11 protein-coding genes and 1 pseudogene are annotated in these 16,652 nt (G+C 65.2%); all 12 read left to right on the top strand.

Annotated elements, in window-relative coordinates; translation table 11 throughout:
* Positions 1–254 precede the first annotated feature (254 nt).
* Positions 255–1,190, top strand: a complete 936-nt coding sequence (locus QM772_RS02070; protein ID WP_415133671.1) for a histone deacetylase — start codon at positions 255–257, stop codon at positions 1,188–1,190.
* Positions 1,187–1,630: an acyl-CoA thioesterase gene (locus QM772_RS02065; protein ID WP_415133669.1), complete on the top strand. Its 444-nt coding sequence runs from the start codon at positions 1,187–1,189 to the stop codon at positions 1,628–1,630. Before QM772_RS02070 ends, QM772_RS02065 begins: the two co-directional genes overlap by 4 nt.
* A complete protein-coding gene (locus tag QM772_RS02060) occupies positions 1,627–2,349 on the top strand; it encodes a nitroreductase (protein WP_415133667.1) in 723 nt (240 codons plus the stop codon). The genes QM772_RS02065 and QM772_RS02060 overlap by 4 nt, the downstream gene beginning before the upstream one ends.
* A gap of 147 nt (positions 2,350–2,496) precedes the next feature.
* Positions 2,497–3,729, top strand: coding sequence for a nicotinate phosphoribosyltransferase (pncB, locus tag QM772_RS02055; RefSeq protein ID WP_415133666.1), 1,233 nt, complete (start codon positions 2,497–2,499; stop codon positions 3,727–3,729).
* The gene (locus QM772_RS02050; RefSeq protein ID WP_415133665.1) at positions 3,726–5,075 is read left to right on the top strand and encodes a sodium:proton antiporter; all 1,350 of its coding nucleotides are present in this window, start codon (positions 3,726–3,728) and stop codon (positions 5,073–5,075) included. Before pncB ends, QM772_RS02050 begins: the two co-directional genes overlap by 4 nt.
* A gap of 1 nt (position 5,076) precedes the next feature.
* Positions 5,077–5,819: pseudogene (locus QM772_RS02045) on the top strand (hypothetical protein).
* A gap of 498 nt (positions 5,820–6,317) precedes the next feature.
* Positions 6,318–13,751, top strand: coding sequence for an RHS repeat-associated core domain-containing protein (locus QM772_RS02040; protein WP_415133663.1), 7,434 nt, complete (start codon positions 6,318–6,320; stop codon positions 13,749–13,751).
* Positions 13,748–14,005 (top strand): hypothetical protein, encoded by a 258-nt coding sequence (locus tag QM772_RS02035; protein WP_415133661.1) that lies wholly within the window; start codon positions 13,748–13,750, stop codon positions 14,003–14,005. Before QM772_RS02040 ends, QM772_RS02035 begins: the two co-directional genes overlap by 4 nt.
* 107 nt (positions 14,006–14,112) lie before the next feature.
* Positions 14,113–14,880: an RHS repeat-associated core domain-containing protein gene (locus QM772_RS02030; RefSeq protein ID WP_415133659.1), complete on the top strand. Its 768-nt coding sequence runs from the start codon at positions 14,113–14,115 to the stop codon at positions 14,878–14,880.
* Entirely contained in the window at positions 14,861–15,364 is a 504-nt protein-coding gene (locus QM772_RS02025) for a hypothetical protein (protein ID WP_415133657.1), read from the top strand. Before QM772_RS02030 ends, QM772_RS02025 begins: the two co-directional genes overlap by 20 nt.
* Before the next feature lie 493 nt (positions 15,365–15,857).
* Positions 15,858–16,301, top strand: coding sequence for an IS66-like element accessory protein TnpA (tnpA, locus tag QM772_RS02020; protein WP_415133655.1), 444 nt, complete (start codon positions 15,858–15,860; stop codon positions 16,299–16,301).
* Complete coding sequence (gene tnpB, locus QM772_RS02015) at positions 16,277–16,627, top strand: IS66 family insertion sequence element accessory protein TnpB (protein ID WP_415133653.1); 351 nt, start codon at positions 16,277–16,279, stop codon at positions 16,625–16,627. The genes tnpA and tnpB overlap by 25 nt, the downstream gene beginning before the upstream one ends.
* Positions 16,628–16,652: the final 25 nt, after the last annotated feature.

Below are 16,652 nucleotides of genomic sequence, written 5' to 3'. Positions count from 1 at the left end.
AATGGGTGGATGGGGTGCGGTTTTTGCTTGTTTGCTGTTCTGAACCACTTCTTTTGTTGCAGTGCAGCATGGGATGAATTCTAGGGGCTGGACGAGTGATTGCAAGCCGTTTTGGTGCATTGCAGCAGTTTTTAGATGGTGCGTTCTAACTTTGCCGGCGCGGGCCTTTTCATCGTCGGGCCGCCCCAAGATGAAAACGCCCCCTCGGGGGGCAGCGACCCGCGCAGCGGCGGAGCGTGGGGGCGGGCTGGGACGTGAAGGTTTTCTATTCCACCCGCTTCGTGCTGCCGCTGCCGGCGGGGCACCGTTTTCCGATGGGCAAATACGCCCGTCTGCGCGATCGGCTGGCGGCCGAGCTGCCCGCCGTCGTGCTGGCCCAGGCCGAGCCGGCCGGCGACGATGCGCTGGCACTGGCCCACACGCCCGGCTACATCCACGCCGTGGCCAGCGGCACGCTGGACGCGCGGGCGCAGCGCGAGATCGGCTTTCCGTGGAGCGAGGCGATGGTGGAGCGCTCGCGCCGTTCGGTGGGCGCCACCGTGCAGGCGGCGCGCGCCGCACTCACGGAGGGCGTGGCGGCCAACATCGCCGGCGGCACGCACCACGCCAGTGCCGAGCGGGGCGGGGGCTTTTGCGTCTTCAACGACGTGGCGGTGGCCGCGCGCGTGCTGCAGCGCGAGCACCTGCGCCGCCAGCCCGGCGCGCGCCGCCCGCGCGTGGCGGTGATCGACCTGGACGTGCACCAGGGCAACGGCACGGCGGAGATCTTCGCGCGCGACGACTCGGTCTTCACCCTGTCGCTGCACGGCGAGAAGAACTTCCCCTTCCGCAAGGCGGCGGGCGACCTGGACGTGGGCCTGCCCGACGGCACCGGCGACGACGCCTACCTGGCCGCGCTGGAGCTGGCGCTGGACGAGCTGGCGCACCGCTTCGACGCCCAGCACGTGTTCTACCTGGCCGGCGCCGATCCGCACGAGGGCGACCGCCTAGGGCGCCTCAAACTGACATATGACGGCCTGATCGCGCGCGACCGCCGCGTGTTCGACTGGGCCTGGCGCCGCCGGCTGCCGCTGGCTCTGTGCATGGCCGGCGGTTACGGGCACGACATCGAGACCACCGTGCAGGCGCAGGTCAATACCTTCGGCGTGGCGCTGGAATACTGGCGCCGCTGGCAGAATCCGGCGCGATGAGCACCCCCGCACGCCCCCAGCCCGAGCCGCGCGACAGCTACCGCGCCTTCCGCACCATCACCACCCGTTGGATGGACAACGACCAGTACGGCCACGTCAACAACGTCGTCTATTACAGCTGGTTCGACACCGCCGTCAACGCGCACCTGATCGAGCAGGGCGTGCTGGACACCGCTGGCGGCAGCACCATCGGCTTCGTGATCGAAACCCAGTGCCAATACTTCGCGCCGCTGGCCTTCCCGCAGAACGTCGAGGCCGGCATCCGCGTGGCGCACGTCGGCTCCTCCAGCGTGCGCTACGAGGTCGGCTTGTTCGCCGAGGGCGCGCCGCAGACCGCCGCCAAGGGGCACTTCGTGCACGTGTACGTGGACCGCGCAAACCAGCGGCCGGTGCCGCTGTCGGCCGAACTGCGCGCGGTGCTGGAGAGACTCAAAGCATGAGTCAGCTGAACACTACCATCCGCGATCCCGACAGCGTCGACGCCGCCATCGAAAGCCGCTTCAGCGTGCGCGCTTTCTTGCCCAAGCCGGTACCGCGCGATCTGATCAAGCACGTGCTGCGCGTGGCCAGCCGCGCGCCCAGCGGCACCAACGCCCAGCCCTGGAAGGTGTACGTGGTGCAGGGCGCGCGGCGCGACGAGCTGGTGCGCCAGGTCAGCGCCGCGCACGACCAGGTGCATGCCAATCCCGAGCTGGCGGCCAGCTTCCGCGAGGAATACGACTACTACCCCCGCAAATGGGTCGAGCCCTACCTGGGCCGTCGCCGCCAGAACGGCTGGTCGCTGTACGGCCTGCTCGGCATCGCCAAGGGCGACAAGGAGCGCATGCACGCCCAGCACCACCAGAACTACAGCCTGTTCGGCGCGCCGGTGGGGCTGATGTTCACGCTCGACCGCGTGATGGGGCAGGGGAGCCTGGTGGACTACGGCATGTTCATCCAGAACGTGATGCTGGCGGCCCGCGCGCGCGGCCTGCACACATGCGCGCAGGGCGCGTGGAACCCGTATGCCCGCATCATCATGCCGCTGATCGGCGCCAACGCCGCCGAGGAGATGCTGGTCTGCGGCATGGCGCTGGGGTATGCCGACCCGGATGCGCTGATCAACACCTACTCGACGCCGCGCGAGCCGGTGGAGGCCTTTACGCACTGGCTCGAATAGCCTGGCCGAATTTATGAATCAAATCGGCCTCCGGCGCTTTCTGGACGTGCGCCGGAAGCTATTATTAAAGTAGCAAACGGGGCCTCGCGGCGATGCCGCTAAACTGCCTCAGGCGCGGCCCGTGCGCCGTCAAGGAGTGAGACACCCATGCCCGGCATCATCCAGAGCCTGCTCGACACCGACCTGTACAAGTTCACCATGATGCAGGCGGTGCTGCACCAGTTCCCGGGCGCGCAGGTGCAGTACAAGTTCAAGTGCCGCACGCAGGGCGCGCAGCTGGCTCCGTACATCGACGAGATCCGCGAGGAGATCCGCCGCCTGTGCAGCCTGCGCTTCACCGACGACGAGCTGGACTACATGCGCGGCCTGCGCTTCGTCAAGAGCGACTTCGTGGACTTCCTGGGCTTGTTCAGGCTGAACGAGAAGTACATCACCCTCACGGCGCAGGACAACGGCGAGATCGACATCCGCGTGAACGGCCCCTGGCTGCACACGATCATGTTCGAGATCCCGGTGCTGGCCATCGTCAGCGAGGTGTTCTACCGCAACACGCAGCCGGGGCTGGACCTGGCCGAGGGCCGGCGCCGGCTGGACGCCAAGCTGTCGCTGATCGACAAGCCCGAGCTGGCCGGCATCCGCATCGCCGACTACGGCACGCGCCGGCGCTTCTCGCGCGACTGGCAGCGCGAAGTGCTGGCCGCCATGAAGGCGTGCCTGGGCGCGGGCGAGGGCAGCCGCTTCACCGGCACCAGCAACGTGCTGTTCGCCAAGGAGCTGGGCCTGCGCCCCATGGGCACCATGGCGCACGAGTATTTGCAGGCCAGCCAGGCGCTGGGGCCGCGCCTGCGCGACAGCCAGGTGTTCGCGTTCGAGAAGTGGGCGCAGGAGTACCGGGGCGATCTGGGCATCGCGCTGTCCGACGTGTACGGCATGAACGCCTTCCTGCGCGACTTCGACATGTACTTCTGCAAGCTGTTCGACGGCGCGCGGCACGACTCGGGCGACCCCTTCAGCTGGGGCGAGCGCATGATCGCGCACTACGCGCTGAACCGCTGCGATCCGCGCACCAAGATCATCCTGTTCAGCGACGGGCTGGACTTCCCGCGCTGCATCGAGCTGTTCCAGCGCTTCCACGGCCGCATCCAGGTGGCCTTCGGCGTCGGCACCAACCTCACCAACGACCTTGGCCCCGAGGCGCTGCAGATCGTGCTGAAGATGATCGAGTGCAACGGCCAGCCGGTGGCCAAGATCTCCGACACCCCGGGCAAGACCATGGTCGAGGATGAAGGCTACCTGACCTACCTGCGCCAGGTGTTCGACCTGCCCGCGCCGCCGCCGGCCACCGCTCCGATCAACCGGCCAGTGCCCCTCATCCGGTGAGCGCCGCCCTGGACGGCAGCCAGTTGTCGCTGCCGTGGGCCGTGCCCTTCGTCGGCATCCTGCTGTCCATCGCTATCTGGCCGCTGGCGGGGCCGCGCTTCTGGCACCGCCACTTCGGCAAGATCGCGGCCGCCTGGGCGCTGGCCTTCCTGCTGCCCTTCGCGCTGGTGTTCGGGCCGGGCGCGGCGGCGGCCGGGCTGGTGCACGCGCTGCTGGCCGAATACGTGCCCTTCATCCTGCTGCTGACGGCGCTGTTCACCGTCTCCGGCGGCATCCACATCCGCGGCAACCTGCACGGCACGCCGCGGCTCAACACCGGCATCCTGCTGGTCGGCGGCGTGCTGGCCAGCTTCATGGGCACCACGGGGGCGTCGATGCTGCTCATCCGCCCGCTGATCCGCGCCAACGACAACCGGCGCAGCTGCGCGCACGTGGTGGTGTTCTTCATCTTCATCGCCGGCAACATCGGCGGCGCGCTCACGCCGCTGGGCGACCCGCCGCTGTTCCTGGGCTTCCTCAAGGGCGTGGACTTCTTCTGGACCGCCGGCCACATCCTGCCCGACACCATGTTCCTGCTGGTGGCGCTGCTGGTGGTCTTCTACCTGCTGGACAGCTGGAAGTACCACCGCGAGGGCGTGGTGCAGCCCGACCCGACGCCCGACACGCCGCGCTTCGGCTTCGACGGCGCCGTCAACTTCGTGCTGCTGGGCGCCGTCGTCGCGCTGGTGCTCATGAGCGGCATCTGGAAGCCCGGCGTGGAATTCGACGTGATGGGCACCCGCGTCGGCCTGCCCGGGCTGGCGCGCGACATCGGCCTGGCGGCGGTGACGGCGGCCTCGCTGGCGATCACGCCGCGCGCGGTGCATGAAAACAACCAGTTCGGCTGGGGGCCGATGCGGGAAGTGGCCAAGCTGTTCGCCGGCATCTTCCTGACCATCATTCCCGTCATCGCCATGCTGCAGGCCGGCGTGAACGGCCCCTTCGGCGCCGTGGTGCGCGCTGTCACCCATGCCGACGGCACCCCCAGCCCGGCCATGTACTTCTGGGCCACGGGGCTGCTGTCCTCGTTCCTCGACAACGCGCCCACCTACCTGGTGTTCTTCAACACGGCTGGCGGCGACCCGGCGCAGCTGATGGGCCCGCTCGCCACCACGCTGGCGGCCATCAGCGCCGGCGCGGTGTTCATGGGCGCCAACACCTACATCGGCAACGCGCCCAACCTGATGGTCAAGGCCATCGCCGAGGACCGCGGCGTGCGGATGCCCGGCTTCTTCGGCTACATGGCCTGGAGCGGCGCGGTGCTGCTGCCGCTGTTCGCGCTGGTGACCTGGATCTTCTTCGTCTGACATGCGCAACCTCGACTTCAGCTCCTGGAACGGCCTGCTCACCACGCTGCTGGGGCTGGTGCTGGTGTCGGTCGTCGCGGTCGGCATCCGGCTGGTGTTCATGCAGACCATCCAGCGCCGGCGCGAGCGTGAGAACCGCCAGATCAACGAGCGCCTGCGCACCCTGCCCTGATCGCCGCCTGCAAGACGCTGGGCGGCTCCTTCACCGGCAACCTGGCGGTCGATCCGCTGCACCTGCGCGATCAGCGCCGCGCGCAGGACGGCGAGGAGGGCGACGCGCCCGGCCCCGGTGGCGAGAGCATCGCCGAGCGCCGCCGCCGCACGCGCGACGCCGTGGAGGCGGCGCTGTCCGACATCGTGCTGCTCGGCACCGAAGAGCAGGTGCGCCTGGCCGCCCACGCCGCCAGCGAGATGGTCGCCGGCCGCCAGGTGGAGGTGAAGGCGCTGGTGGTCTCGCTGCGCGGCTTCATCCGCCAGGCGCTGGACCTGGAGCCCATTCCCAGCGACGTGCGCGTGCCCGACCAGGGCCCGCTGCGCCCGGCCCCCAGCGGCGCGCGCGGCGGCAATGCCAGCCGTGGCGGCGCTGGCACGGGCGGTGGGGCGGGCGGCGGCGCGGGCCGAGGCGGCGGCGGCGGCGCAGCCGTGGGGATGGGCATGGGCGGCCTCGGAGGCGCCGCCGCGCAGGCGCATGCGGCCGACGCGGACGACGGTGCCCCGGCCCCCGAGAACCGTTCGCCAGCCTGAATCAAACAGGCCCGCAGCGCCCGCCAGTCAAGCGCTGGCAGCTATCGATATTGAAGTATTCTCAGGCGCCGTACATGTGTTTCCCGTGAAAGAAAGACACTCCCCGCCAATCGGCGAAACGAGAGTGGCCCAGGCGCATAGTCAAATGGTGCTTGCCCTACGAAGTGGGACTACCATGATGGTTCTCTGACAGCCTGCACCAACGGCGGACAGACCTGCTCATCCGAGTAGGAACTACTACAGAACAGAAGAGGGGGGAGACCTATGCTGCGAAGAGAAGCACACGCTGTGCCCGATGTTCAGCGGACGCAATGTGGTCGATATCCATTCGAGAGTTTCCTGAGTAGCGGGTATTTCCGCATCGTCCGATCCGTCATCTTTTCATTGCTCGCTTTGGCGGCCGTGCTCACGGCATCCCAAGCTTGGGCTGCAGCGGGCACTTACCGCCTCTACGTAGACAGCGACACAAACTCTTCCACTGGATGCGCCGCAGGTCTGGTGGATCGCTTCGGCACGGGCAGCGAAACCGGCTTCGAGTATCGGCTCACGGTCGTGGTGAGTGCCGATGGCAGCGTCAGCCAGGCCCTGCTGGCCTCCTGTACGGCAGGCGATTTCTCTGGCGCCGATCCCATCGGGCAAACCGCTCCCCGGGTGGCCACCATGCCTCGCGGTGCCAACCTTCTGGCGCAACTGGAGTTGTCCCTGCCCGCCCAGGCGGTCGGCGCAGTCCCCAGATCAAGAATCGTTCTGGCCGCTGATGGCGACTACATCAACCGCCTGTCTCCCGATAGCGCCAGCGCCATCACCTTGAACGGTGTCGGCAGTGGCAGCGGCGGGGGAACCGCGCTTATTACCCAGCCCGTGCCCACGGCATCTCTGGGCGTGCTGGCTGCCTTGGCCATCCTTCTCGCCGGGGTTGGCGTAGTGGCCCTGCGATCCATCAGGCATGGCGTGGGCGCGCATCTGCTGCTGGCTCTTGTGTTGGTGGGCCTGACCGGCAGTGGCGTTGCGGCGGTCGCTCTGGTCATAGATGGGGCCACCGAAGACTGGGCGGGCCTTCCACCGCTGGCCGTGGACATGACGGGCGACCACGTTTCCGGCACTGCCGATCTGCACAGCATCACGGCCAGCTTCCAGGGGGCCGATCTCTATCTGCGCATCGACGCCGTCGAAGGCGCCAATCTCCGCCGTGACCTGTCGCCACTGGAGGCGCAGAGCACGCTGCCGCGCTTCTCGACCCATCCCGGCCTCGTTGCCACGGTGGGGCAACCGTGGCGGTACGCGCCCGAAGCCACCGACCAACACGGCCAGGCCCTGGCCATCAGTCTGGCCCAAGGCCCCGCCGGCATGCAATTGACCGGCACCGCGCCCAGCCAGCAATTGGCCTGGACGCCCGCCGCAGCCGGCACCCATTGGGTGACTCTGCGGGTGCAAGACGGCGCCGGCCAGACCCAGACGCAAACCTTTCCGCTGTACGTCAGCGACGACCGGCAACTGCCCACTGATCCCGCCGCCCGCGCCACGGCACTGTCGCCCACCGGCTTTACCCCGTTTGCCGAGCACACCGCGTTCCTCTACCAGGGCGTCGACCCCATTCAGACGGGCATGCAAAGCGGCGCGATTGATCCCGTGACCGCCACCGTCGTGCGCGGCCAGGTGCTCGGCGGCGACGGCCAGCCCCTGCCTGGTGCCACCGTGCGCATCGCCGGCCATCCCGAATACGGCCAGACCCGTACCCGCGCCGATGGCTGGTACGACCTGGCCGCCAACGGCGGCGGCTGGATCACCGTCCACATCGAGAAGCCCGGCTACATGAGCGCCCAGCGCCGCTTTCAGGCCCCGTGGCGCGACTGGGCCATCGCGCCCGACGTGGTGCTGTTGCCCTACGACGCCCAGTACACCCTAATCACCGGCGGGGCCGCGCAGCCGCAGATGTACTGGGGCAGCACCATCAGCGACGGCCGGGGCGATCGCCGCACCAGCGTGTACTTTCCGGCCGGCACCCAGGCCACTGCCGTCATGCCAGACGGCAGCACGCGGGCGCTGGCGCAGATGAACGTGCGCGTCAGCGAATACACCGTCGGCTCGCGTGGCCCGCAGGCCATGCCCGCCGAGCTGAACCTGGCCGTCGGCTACACCTGGGCCGCCAACTTCACCGTGGACGAGGCCGAAACCATCGGCGCCAAGTCGGTCCGGTTCAACAAGCCCGTCGTCGCCCACATCGACAACTTCATCGACATGCCCGTGGGCAGCGCCGTGCCCATAGGCTGGTACGACTTCGACCAGACCGCCTGGATCGGCGAGGACAACGGCCGCATCATCAAGGTGCTGGGTGTGGACGCGCAGGGTCAGGCCGTCGTGCAGGTCACCACCGACGAACGCGCCGCCACCGCCGCCGAGTTGCAAGCCCTGGGCTTCGATGACGATGAACTGGTGCTGCTGGCCCGCACCCGCGCCGCGGGCGCCCGGTTGTGGCGCGTGCGCATGGCGCACTTCACGCCGTGGGACTGCAACTGGCCCTGGGGGCCGCCGCCTGACGTGGAGCCGCCGCCCAGCGACCCACCGCCCAGCGACCCACCGCCACCCGATGAGCCGCCGAGCGACGATCCGCCGCCGCCCGATCAGCCGCCGCTTGAGGGTTGCCCGCCGGGGCAGATATGCGACACCTGCCCAGGCTGCGACATCTACATCGCCGATCGCGCCGTCGGGCAGGGCATCGACGTGCCCGGCACCCCGTTCGGCCTGTACTACCGAAGTGATCGCATCAATCTGGGCTCACGCACCCAGTCGGTGCGGGCCACAGGTAATGCCATGCCGCCGTCGCTTGCACGCATCGATGTGAGTCAGCAGGTGGCCGGACGCACGCAGATGCAATCCGTCCCGCGCGAGGGGTGGAGCGCCAATGCTTCAGTTTCCATGACCTGGGATGGCCGGGATGCCTACGGCCGCCTGACCAACCAAGGGGCCGTGTCTTCTGTCCGGGTCAGCTATATCTATCCTGCGGTTCGCTATGACGTGCCGGCCGACTTCGCGCGCGCCTTCGAGCGCGTCCAGCCCAGGATATCGGAGGCAGGCGCCTACATCACGCCGGATTCACGGACCAGTCAGGTAGCCGTTTCCAGGAGCTACACCGAACCCCTGATGCGGGTGAATCTGCCCAGCGCGGAAGTCGGCATCGCCAACGCCGGTAGCTGGGCCTTGCGCGGATTGCGTCTGTACGACCCCAGTGCAGAGCGCCTGTATGACAGCGGTGGACAGATCTTCGACGCCAAGGCCAGATTGCCTGCAGGGTTCACGGCCCAGGCCCAGGTGTCCGAGGTCCAACCTTTGCAGGCGCGGCAAAGCGCCCTGGGGGCCGACGGCGCCCTGTATTTTTCCGACACCAATCGTCATCAGATTCGCCGCGTCTGGCTTTATGGCGCACGCAAAGGCACGACGGAAGTCGTGGCTGGCACGGCAGACACGGCAGGCTATGCGGGCGACGGCGGGTTGGCCACTGCTGCCAGTCTGAATCAGCCGGGAGCCCTGGCCTTGGCCCCCGATGGCGCCCTCGTGTTCATGGATGCAGGCAACCGCCGGCTGCGTCGCATCAGCCCGGCGGGTGTGATCGAAACCGTGGCCGGCAACGGTGCCAGCGACACGCCCTTGAACGCCGACGGTGTGCCTGCCGCGCAGCACCCTATGTCCGCCAGTCATCTGGCTGTTTCGCGCGACATGACCATCTGGGGGCGGACCGCCTGGGGGGAACTGCGGCAAATCAGTCCAGCCGGCATCGTCTCGCGCTATGCGCTGTCTGGCGAATCTGTGCGGCAGGTTGTCAGCTCACCCGATGGTATCGTCTGGCTGAACACTGAACGATCAATCTACCATTTCAACGAATCCGGCGTGCTGCGTGCCATGACCGGCACGGAAGGCGCGACGGAACTGCTGCCTGATCAGCAAGGCGGCGTGTTCTTCAAAAGCAAGGGCGGCCAATACAGCCACCTCAGCCGTGCGGGCGATGTCACCGTGCTGGGCGAGAACTACCTCAATGCCGTGGGCTACGGTGCCACCACGCCCCTGGCGACCGATGCCGTTGGCCACCTGCTGGGCGCTCGGATGGCCTACGACCAGTACCCTGCGGCGGCTGTCGTCGGCATCATCGGTGCCGGCCTGCCGCCCTTCGGTGAATCGGCTTACCGCGTTGCCCGGCCCGACGGCAGTGCAGTCGAGGAATTCGATCGCCTGGGCCGCCCCACCGCCTTGCGCAGCGCCTTCGGCGGCCAACTGCTGGCCAACTACAGCTACGACGCCAATGGCCAGCTTGCCAGCGTGGCCGACAGCCACGGCAACCGTACCTCTTTCACCCGCGATGGCCAGGGCCGCATCACCGCCATCACCAGCCCCTTTGGCCAGCGCACCACGCTGGCCTACAGCGGCGCGCAACTGGTGCAGGTGCAGCAGCCCGGCGGCTTGACGCACGGCATGGCCTACGCCTCCGCCACATCCGACCTGCTCACCAGCTACCAAGACCCGCGCGGGGGCGTGGACCGTTTCAACTACACCGCCGGCGGCCATCTGCGCGCCAACCTCGATCCGGCCGGCGGCGGTCGCAAGCTGGGCACCGGTGGCTACCAGTTCAACAACTGGTCTGGTGATGGCAAACATACCGTCACAACCTTGAGCGCCGAAGGCCGCACCAGCCAGCACCAAGTCACGGCAGGCAACCGGTACGGTACCCACGCCGTGGTGACCACGCTTTCTGACGGTACGCAATCCACCAGCCGGCTCTTGGCGTATGGCGCGGGTGATGCACAGCATGCCAGCGGCCTGAAAACCCAAACCACTCGCACCGCCGATCCGCGCCTGGGCGCGGCTGCCAGCCAGGAAAGCCTGCAACTCGACTATGGCAACGGCCTGCACGGCACCATCAGCACGGGCCGCATTCTGGGCAATGCCCGCGACCCCGATGCCTGGCAAGACCCCCTGGGCTGGAAGCAAACCACCCTCCTGCACGGCCGCGACAGCTGGGTTACCCACTACCTCGGCAACGGCTGGTTCAGCCAGTTCAGCCCCCTGGGCCGTACCCAGAGCGTGCAGCTCAACGCCCACCAGCAGGCCCACAGCGCTACCCTGCCCAGTGGCCTGGAACTGGGCTACACCTACAACGCCGCCGGCCAGCTCGCCGGCCTGAGCAGCACCGACGGCGCCACCAACCGCAACGCCAGCTTCAGTTGGCACGCCAGCGGCCCAGGCGGCGGCCAACTGGCCAGCCGCACCAACGCCCTGGGCCAGACCGAGCGCTTCGCCTACGATGCCGCCGGCCGCCTGAGCGCCCACACCCTGCTGGACGGCCGCACACTGAACTACGGTTGGGACGCCGCCGGCAATCTGGCCAGCCTGACCACCCCCGCCGGCGTCACCCACAGCTTCAGCTACAGCGCCGTGCAACTGCCCAGCGGTTACACCCCGCCCGCCGGCAGCGCCACCCAATGGACGTACGACCGCGACCGCCAGCTCGCCAGCATCGTGCGCCCCGGCGGCCAAAGCCTCACCTTCAGCCGCCTGCCCAGCGGCCAGTTGTCGGCCATCACCGACAGCAGCGGCCCCCGCACCAACTACACCTGGCGCGCCGATGGGCGCCCGGCCAGCGCCGCCACGGCAGACGGCCAAGCCATTGCCTACACCTACAGCGGCGCTCAGTTGCAAGGCGTGGGCTACACCCTGCAAGGCACCAGCGCCAGTTTGGGCTTGGCGTATGAACAGACTTTCCCCTCCTGGGGTCGCACCGCCATCACCACCGGCCGCATCGCCAGCCTGCAACTGATCGCCGGCGGTCAAACCCAAAGCATCGCCCAGCGCTACGACGCCGATGGCTTGCTTTCCGCCAGCGGCCCCTTGCAACTGGGGCGCGATTCGGCCAGCGGGCAACTGGGCGCCATCGCCCTGGACAAACTGGTCACCAGCCAGCAGCACGACGCTTGGGGCCAACTGAGCAGCAGCGCCACCATCGGCCAAGGCATCGGCTTCGGCCCCGAGCACGCCAGCGACCAGGCGGCCCTGCGCGCGCTCATCCAAGCGCTTGGCCAACACATGAGCAGTCACATCACACAGCGAAGCGACTGCGTGGTGATGAACCCCACCGACGACCAACTGTGCCAGAGCAAGGCGCTCACCATCGCCCGCCGACCGATCCACCCATCCACCCGCCAGATCACCCAAGGCAGCGCCAAACGCGCCAAGGCCACCAAGCACCCCAAAGCCCAGGCCAGCAGAACCAAGAGCGACGAGATCTGCGGCGACGGCTATATCGCCGTCACCAGCGCCGAGCAGGCCGAGCAGAACAACTTGCCCTGGCCGCCGCGCGCGCCCGAGTGGCAAAGCCAGGATATCTGCCAGGAGAGCCTGCAAAGCTACATCCACCAAATGCTGCGGGAGCTGGATGCCGGTTACGGCGCTTCGCGGCTGCTGATGTCGTTGAGAGAGATAAAAACCCAATTCAGCGAAGGCCCCAGCTACTTTCTGAACCCCGTCAGGCTGCCCGCGCCCCTGCCTGGCACGTGGAGCACCAGCTACATCGACCCGCGGGCGCAAAGCCTCATCGACCAGATCGAAGCCACCCTGACGGCCTGGCAGGTCGGCGTGCCGCAGTGGAGCAAAGCGCTGGCCCACAGCCACAGCCGCGATGCACTGGGCCGCATCACCAAGACCGAGGAAGTGCTGCTGGCCCAGCAGCAACCCGACAAGCAGTACCAGTACGACACGGCTGGGCGCCTGAGCAGGGCGCAGCAAGGGGCCATCGCCACCACGTGGGCTTACGACGCCAACGGCAACCGCACGCACGAGAACGGTGTTGAGATAGCCCGCTACGACAGCCAGGACAAGCTGCAAAGCTGGAAAGGCAACACGTACCAATACAACGCAGCGGGCGACTTGGCGAGCAAGACCACGGCAGCGGGCACGGCCAGCTACGCCTATGACAGCCGGGGCAATCTCAGAAGCGTGACACTCGACGATGGCAGAAGGATCAGCTACGCCATAGACCCGGACAACCGAAGAACAGGCAAGACGGTCAACGGGCAATTGCAATGGCAACTGATCTGGCAGAGCCAACTCAGACCGATAGCCAGGCTGAAGGCCGACAACACCCTGGACGCCATCTACTACTACGCCGACAAGCCCAACGTGCCGGAGGCGATGGACAAGGGCGGCAAGACGTACCGGATCGTCAGCGACCAGTTGGGCAGCGTCAGACTCGTCATCGATGCCGACACGGGAGAGGTGGCCCAGCAGATGGACTACGACGCCTGGGGCAACGTCACGCAGGACACGAACCCTGGGTTCCAGCCGTTCGGGTTTGCGGGGGGAATCTACGACCCGGACACGAAGCTGACCAGGTTCGGGGCCAGAGACTATGACGCTGAAACTGGAAGGTGGACGGCGAAAGACCCGATCCTATTTGCGGGAGGGGACAGCAACCTTTATGGGTATGTGCTACAGAATCCAGTGGGTTTTATCGATCCGACAGGGTTGGTTGCGCCGGCTATCGCGGCATGTTTTTCCAATCTTGCTTGCGGGGGTGCGGCGATTGGTGCTGCCGCAGCTGCCGCCAAGATATGCACGGATGTCGGAGGATGGCTGAAGGACTGGATGTTTTCGGAGGGCGGATCAGGATCGAATAATAATCCATATGACAATCAGCCGGTGACAGAGCCATTAATTGTGGTGGATGATAAGGGGAATGCAATTCCTGTTCCTGCTGGAGGATGGATAAATTCGTCACCTAATGGAGATTATCAGCAGGTAATCGGCCCTGATGGTAAGCCCACAGGTGATCGATATGATAGAGGAGGGCATCAAAATCAGAAGGACCCTCGTGCCAGAGATCCACATGGTCATAGGCCCGGCATAACTACGCCGGAAGGAAATCCACACCTTCCACTTTACAGATGAAAAGTAAATTCTATTACGACGATATTGTTAGGGTTTCTAAGAGTGCGCCATTGGAATTGCGCCCGGGAGCTATTGCTTGGGTGGTAGGTATATTTTTTGATAGAATAGGTGATTATATTAAGAAGTTTCCTGAGGGGATTGTGTATACAATTGAGTATGATGATGGTAATTCAAATGAGATTCATGAGGATTATCTCGATGCTTATGATAAATGCGGAGGGCCGGGGGAGGGTAGTGGTTCAGCTACGCCATAGACCCGGACAACCGCAGAACAGGCAAGACGGTCAACGGGCAATTGCAGTGGCAGCTCATCTGGCAGAGCCAACTCAAACCGATAGCCAGGCTGAAGGCCGACAACACCTTGGAGGCCATCTTCTATTACGGCGACAAGCCCAACGTGCCGGAGGCGATGGACAAGGGTGGCAAGACGTACCGGATCGTCAGTGACCAGCTGGGCAGTGTGAGACTGGTGATCGACAGCCAGACGGGCGACATAGCCCAGCAGATGGACTACGACGCCTGGGGCAACGTGACGCAGGACACGAACCCCAACTTCCAGCCGTTCGGATTCGCGGGCGGACTGTACGACCCGGACACGAAGCTGACCAGGTTCGGGGCCAGAGACTACGATGCGGAGACGGGGCGGTGGACGGCCAAGGATCCGATTCTATTTGCGGGAGGGGACAGCAACCTTTATGGATATGTATTGCAGAATCCGGTGAGTTTTATCGATCCGACAGGATTGGTTGCTCCGGCTGTAGCGGCATGTTTTTCCAATCCTGTTTGTGGTGCGGCGGCGGCTGGTGCTGCGGTAGCCGCCACCAAGATATGCATGGATGCGGCAGGGTGGATGAAGGACTGGATGTTTTCGGAGTCATCACCTTTCTTGCCGGATGACCCATATTCTCCAGAGTCTGTCGATGGGCGTCGAAGTGGCTTGCGCGATTTGCTTGGTACCGGAAATTTAAATCCAGATTCCCCGATACCGGATCAAGGTCCTGGTCGAGACATGGGGGGGCATGACGCACGAGGCAGAACGCCTCATGACACCGGTGAAAGAAATGTTAATAGTAATGAAGAGCATTCAAGGCGACCTAAAGGAAATCCAAATGGTAGAGCGCGAAGGTGAAGGTGATAGAATATTTTGGTCGCTGCGATCTAATAATGGTAGATCGCGCATTGAATGCACTTTGGTGGGTCGTTCCGAGAAGTCTGCTGCTCTAATATGTAGAATTGATGTTGCAGGAGAGTTTTGGCATAGGGGAGGCGCTAATATTGGGCCGGGAATGACCAATGATTTTTACGTAACGCTACCGCAAGTTTTGCTGGACATTCGGTCAGTCAACTCTCTGTACGAGCATTTGATAGAATGGCAGAGAGACAAAAAAAGTTTCATTGTGTCACTTGGTGTGCTCAATGAGGGTGATCAAAAGGTTGAAATATCCATTGGCCGTGATGAGAATTTAATTTATTCAATTGAGAAGCCTGCCTGTACGTTCACGTATGCCTGCGGATCTTCGATGCAAGGGAAGTGGTCCTTTGTGGTTGATCAGTCGTGCATACGCTTATGCGCTGAAGATATTGGTGAGTTTGTCAGGGGAGTTGCCGGATGATTGCGCGCTGATCTGAGTCATAACTGGAGCACACCGCCAAGTCAGCATCAACGGCACCAGCACCTGGGGTTACGACGCCAACGGCAACCGCACACACGAGAACGGTGTTGAGATAGCCCGCTACGACAGCCAGGACAAGCTGCAAAGCTGCAAAGCTGGAAAGGCAACACGTACCAATACAACGCGGCGGGCGACTTGGCGAGCAAGACCAGCCCAAGTGGCACGGCCAGCTACGCCTACGACAGCCGGGGCAATCTCAGAAGCGTGACACTCGAAGATGGCAGAAGGATCAGCTACGCCATTGATCCGGACAACCGCAGAACGGGCAAGAGCATCAATGGGCAATTGCAGTGGCAGCTCATCTGGCAGAGCCAACTCAGACCGATAGCCAGGCTGAAGGCCGACAACGTATGCGGTCAACGAACAACGTCCTTGATCCGCAGGCTATGACCTGACAGCCTACGTTCCCACATAGAGCAACGTGGGAACGTAGATGACAGACAATTTGGAAGACCTCAAACGCCGGCTGGTGGTGGGGCACAAGAGCGACGGACGCAGCGTGTACGACGAAGCGGCGAAGTCGGAACTGGTGGCATTGTGTCGACAGCCGGGCGCCTCGGTGTCGCGCTTGGCGCGTGAGTGCGGCGTCAACGCCAACCAGGTCAGCCGCTGGCTTCGCGAGCATGGCGACAGTGGGCGTGCGCGCAGGGCCGTTGCAAACGTAGCTGCCGCACCTTCGGCATTCGTGGCGGTCTCTATGCCTGCAACGGCGCCGATTGCGGCCGCAAGCAGCGACAGCATCGCCGCTGTCATCGACATGCATGCAAGACTGCCCAATGGCGTGGCGATCGACCTTCGCAGCATTGATCTGCGCATGCTGGGCGATGTGGTCGAAGCGCTGGGGAGGCTGCGGTGTTTCGCTTCGACGAAGGCCTGAAGGTCTACCTGCACCGCGAGCCGGTGGACTTCCGGCTGAGCATCAACGGCCTGGCGATCCTGGTCGAGCAGGGGCTCGGCCTGGATCCATTCGCCTGCTGCGCGTACGTCTTCAGCAACCGGCGGCGTGACCGGGTCAAGATCCTGGGTTGGGAGCGCAATGGCTTCTGGTTGCTGCTCAAGCGTCTGGAGAAGGACCGGTTCATCTGGCCCTCGGCCGAGGCGGTGCCCACGCTGACGGCTGAGCAGTTGCACTGGCTGCTGGAGGGCATTGACATCGCGGTGGTGCAACGCCACGCCCATCTGCGCTATTGCAGCGTGGCCTGACGGAGCATTGGAACGATGATGGGGC

Source organism: Ottowia sp. (assembly GCF_047601385.1).
In the GTDB taxonomy this organism is placed as follows: Bacteria; Pseudomonadota; Gammaproteobacteria; order Burkholderiales; family Burkholderiaceae_C; genus Ottowia.
This window is presented reverse-complemented; position numbering and strand designations above follow the sequence as displayed.

Coding starts and splice junctions, on each gene's coding strand:
- tnpA (WP_415133655.1), top strand. CDS start 15,858: ATGACAGACAATTTGGAAGACCTCAAACGCCGGCTGGTGGTGGGGCAC.
- QM772_RS02065 (WP_415133669.1), top strand. CDS start 1,187: ATGAGCACCCCCGCACGCCCCCAGCCCGAGCCGCGCGACAGCTACCGC.
- QM772_RS02035 (WP_415133661.1), top strand. CDS start 13,748: ATGAAAAGTAAATTCTATTACGACGATATTGTTAGGGTTTCTAAGAGT.
- QM772_RS02060 (WP_415133667.1), top strand. CDS start 1,627: ATGAGTCAGCTGAACACTACCATCCGCGATCCCGACAGCGTCGACGCC.
- pncB (WP_415133666.1), top strand. CDS start 2,497: ATGCCCGGCATCATCCAGAGCCTGCTCGACACCGACCTGTACAAGTTC.
- QM772_RS02025 (WP_415133657.1), top strand. CDS start 14,861: ATGGTAGAGCGCGAAGGTGAAGGTGATAGAATATTTTGGTCGCTGCGA.